Genomic DNA, 4,017 nt, shown 5'->3' on the forward strand with positions numbered 1-4,017 from the left:
CGATCGCCGATGCCGCCCGCCGCCGCTGCCGTGCCCGCCTCGCGCCGCTCGGCACGGCGGTTGAGCTGGAAACGGTTGACGAGTTCTGTCAGCCGCTGCGCGCCCTCGGCCAGCCGGACGCTGACGTCGGCCGTGCGCTCCACCATGCCCGCATTCTTCTGCGTCATGACGTCGATGTCGTTGACGGCCGCGTTGATTTCGCCGAGACCCGCCGTCTGCTCGGTCGCAGCCGTCGCGATCGCCGCAATCCGCGTGTCGATCGCCGCGACGAAGTCCTCGATCTCCTTCAGCGCGTTGCCGGTATCGCCGACGAGGCGCACGCCTTCGGCGACCTCGGCAACCGAATTGTGGATCAGCGCCTTGATCTCCTTGGCGGCCTTGGCCGAGCGCTGGGCAAGCTCGCGCACCTCCGAGGCGACGACCGCAAAGCCCTTGCCGGCGTCACCGGCGCGCGCCGCCTCGACCCCGGCGTTGAGCGCCAGGAGGTTGGTCTGAAAGGCGATCTCGTCGATCACGCCGATGATCTGGCTGATCTCCTCGGACGCCGCCTTGATGCGCTGCATCGCCGTCACCGCATCGCGCACGACGCCGGAAGAGCTGTGCGCCGATTGCCGCGCATTCTGCACCAACGCGCGGGTCTGCTGGGTGTTTTCGGTCGAGGTGCGCACCGTCGCCGTCGCCTGTTCCAGCGCAGCCGAGGTCTGCTCCAGCGCTGCCGCCTGCTGGCGGGTGCGGTCGGAAAGATGCTCGGCCGCATCCTTCATCTCATGGCTGTTGCTGTTGAGGTCGCGGGTCTGGTTGAGCACCGCCGACAGCGTTTCCTGGAACATGCCGATCGAGGTGTTGAAGTCGCGCCGGAGCGTTTCGAGCTCGCCGACGAAGGGCTCGTCCAGCGTCATGCGGATGTTGCACTCAGCAAGACGGCCGAGCCCGGCGCCGATCTCCTGGACCGCAAGCACGCGATCGGAAACGTCGACGGCGAACTTCACCACCTTCGACACCCGGCCGGCATCGTCGAGGATCGGGTTGTAGGACGCCTGGATGAAGACCGTCTTGCCGCCCTTGCCGATGCGCTTGAACTGGTCGGTGACGAAGCGCCCGGCCGCAAGATCGCGCCAGAATCCGGCATAGGCGGGCGAATGGACATCGTCCGGTTCGCAGAACATCGAATGGTGCCGGCCGACGATCTCGGGAAGCGCGTAGCCCATGGCCGAAAGGAAGTTTTCGTTGGCGGTGATGATCTCGCCCGAAGGCGTGAATTCGATAATCGCCTGGGCCCGCGACAGGGCGTCGATCTTGCCCTGGTCGTCGGTGCTCTTTGCCTTTGTCGCGGTGATGTCGGTCGCGAACTTCACCACCTTGTAGGGCTTGCGGCCGCGAAACACCGGATTGTAGGAGGCCTCGATCCAGATCTCCCGCCCGCCCTTGCCGATGCGCCGGTACTGCTGGCTGTCGTATTGGCCGCGGGCAAGGCGCGCCCAGAAATCGGCATAGGCAGTGGACGCCGCCTCCTCCGGCTGCACGAACATGCGGTGATGCCGGCCGACGATCTCGTGGAGATCGTAACCCATCGCGCGGCAGAAATTCTCGTTGGCGGTCAGGATCGTACCGGAAAGATCGAATTCGATGATCGCCTGCGACCGGTTGATCGCATCGAGCATGGCTTTGGCATCGGACGAAAAAAGAGACGGCAGGCCAGTCATGAGGGCGGGACCTATAGCTAACAAATCGAAAAGGGATACATGCGAATTGTAGCTATTGGTATGATAAATTCCTTAAGCGATTCTTTTCGCGACCCCTAGAATTGCTCTGCTTTTGCCCTCATGCGGTCCCGATTGCGCGCCGCGCCCGAAAATCGCGCAAGGCGAAATGACCGGCCAGCAGCCAGATCAAGACTTCAAGCGCGAAGGTCCAGTGCAGGATGAAGTTCAGGTGCCAGGGTTTGTGGACCGCCTGCACATGCACAAGGTTCACCCTGAGATCGGCGAAGGGAAAGAACCAGCGAATATCGGCCGCGATCGAATCCATCACCAGATGCAGGAGCACGCTCAAGAGCCCGGCCCCGACAAGGACGAGCTGCTTGCGCCGCCCGGTGGCGATGAGAAGCAGCGCGATCGCCGCCGCCAGCGCCAGCCAGAAGATCGGCGTGTGCACCCAGTAGTCGTGATGCGGCGTGCGGCGCTGGTCGATCAGGTAGAAATAGGCGAGATCGAAATCCGGCAGGACGGAACAGAGAAGCCCGACACCGAAGATGGCGCGTGCCTGCGACGGGTTGCGGCGCGCAAAGGGGCGGCTCAGCAGATAGCCGGCCGGCAGATGGGCAATGAACAAGTGGGCTTCCTCCCGAAGCGCGGCGACAGCTGCGCCCAACAGGCGCAGTGTTGACGCGAACGCCGGAGGATTTGCAACCGAACATGTCGCTTTGATGGCTTCCGCCCACGGCCGTTACAGCCGGCAGACGTTACCAGTTGCCGGGATCGGCGGTGTGGTCGACGCTGGCGAATTCGTCCGCCTTGTCGCGCTCGAGCGTCAACCTGGTGATGTTCTTCGCCTCGTCGGTGACGGCGTAGGAAAGCGGCGCCGGCTCGCGGGTCAAGAACTGGTACATCAAAAGGGCGGCCTCCTCGGCGCTATCGGCCTCGAATTCCTTGGCGACGCTGACGAAGAACCTTTGCATGGCCTGCCCCTGCCCGTTTGACTGAGCTGAGCGCCCAGATTTGACATCTGGCTATGACATGGAGCGCGCGCGCCGGGCGTCAATGCGTCACCGGCCTCATCGTCGACTTCCTATGGCAAGCCAGACGTTCGGCGTCCGTCAAAACGTTCCGGCGAGAGCGGCTGCAGCCAAAAGCACGCCGGTCAGGATATTCGCCAGAAACAGACGATAGCTGAGTTCGGGGCGATCGAGATCGAAACGCCAGGCCTGCCACGCGAGATGGGCGGCGATCACCACCATGCCGACGGCATAGAGGCTCGACATGCCGAGCATCCAGCCGCCGAGCGACCAGGCGGCGAGCGTCAGGCCGTAGAACAGGGCGATGCAGGCCTTGCCGCGAGCCCCGAACAGGATCGCCGTGGACTTGAGACCGAGGCGCGTGTCGTCGCGCACATCGACATAGGCATAGGCCGTGTCGTAGCCGATCTGCCACGCAACGGCACCGGCCCACATCAGCACGGCGCCCGCCGGAACATGTCCGGCAACCTGCGACCAGGCCATCAGCATGCCCCAGTTGAAGGCAGCGCCCAGGACCGCCTGGGGCCAGTGGGTGAACCGCTTGCAGAAGGGGTAGAGGAACACGAGCGGCACGACGCACACCGCCAGCACGCGGGTCGCGGGGCTCAGGAACACAAGCAGCGAGGCGGCGAGCGCAAGCTGGGCGATCAGGAAGAGAACGGCGCGGGACATGCCGATCTCGCCATTTGCAAGCGGACGGAACCGCGTCCGCTCGACATGCCCGTCGAAATTGCGGTCGGCCATGTCATTGATGGTGGAGCCGGCGCTGCGCATCAGAAACGCGCCGAGCGTGAACACCAGGATATCGCGGATCTCGGGAAGGCCGTGCGCCGCCTGGAAAAGCGCCGCCCAGCAGGGAAAGAGCGTCAGCCAGATACCGACCGGCCGGTCGAGCCGCGCAAGACGGGTATCGGGCCGCACCGCCCGCGGCAACCGGCGATCCACCCAGTCACCCCGGTGAATGTCTGTCAGGTCGGGTCGGCTTGCTGCGGTCATGGGGCGGGTCATCCAGTCAGGGGGCGGCGCGCTCCGGCTGCGGCCGCAAACAGCGGCACTATAGGCGGGGGCGTGTTCAGATAAAGGAGGGATTCTGTCGCAGAAGAAACAGGCCTCCGGCGCGGGGTCACCGCTCCGGCAGCCATGGGTCGTGGGAATGGACACTAAACGGCCTCTCCGCCGCTCTCCCGCCGAAGGCGGGGAAAAGGAAACTCGGAGGGCATGGCAACGTCCCTTCTCCCCGCATGCGGGGAGAAGGTGCCGGCAGGCGGATGAGGGGGAGTCCC

Annotated in this window: 4 protein-coding genes; all 4 read right to left on the bottom strand. The window is 64.7% G+C overall.

The window, feature by feature from the left end:
* The coding region (locus L981_RS14180; protein WP_245281629.1) for a PAS domain-containing methyl-accepting chemotaxis protein at positions 1-1,661 on the bottom strand (1,661 nt) is incomplete at its 3' end.
* Between the two features lie 160 nt (positions 1,662-1,821).
* Positions 1,822-2,331, bottom strand: a complete 510-nt coding sequence (locus tag L981_RS14185) for a metal-dependent hydrolase (protein ID WP_043617020.1) — start codon at positions 2,329-2,331, stop codon at positions 1,822-1,824.
* A gap of 130 nt (positions 2,332-2,461) precedes the next feature.
* Positions 2,462-2,677 (bottom strand): hypothetical protein, encoded by a 216-nt coding sequence (locus L981_RS14190; protein WP_043617023.1) that lies wholly within the window; start codon positions 2,675-2,677, stop codon positions 2,462-2,464.
* Between the two features lie 138 nt (positions 2,678-2,815).
* Positions 2,816-3,730: a 4-hydroxybenzoate octaprenyltransferase gene (gene ubiA / locus L981_RS14195; protein WP_043617026.1), complete on the bottom strand. Its 915-nt coding sequence runs from the start codon at positions 3,728-3,730 to the stop codon at positions 2,816-2,818.
* Between the last annotated feature and the right edge of the window lie 287 nt (positions 3,731-4,017).

This window comes from Ensifer sp. ZNC0028 (assembly GCF_000799055.1).
Taxonomy (GTDB): Bacteria; Pseudomonadota; Alphaproteobacteria; order Rhizobiales; family Rhizobiaceae; genus Ensifer.

Excerpts from the sequence above, each read along its gene's own strand:
- L981_RS14190 (WP_043617023.1), bottom strand. The coding sequence starts at position 2,677 with ATGCAAAGGTTCTTCGTCAGCGTCGCCAAGGAATTCGAGGCCGATAGC.
- ubiA (WP_043617026.1), bottom strand. The coding sequence starts at position 3,730 with ATGACCGCAGCAAGCCGACCCGACCTGACAGACATTCACCGGGGTGAC.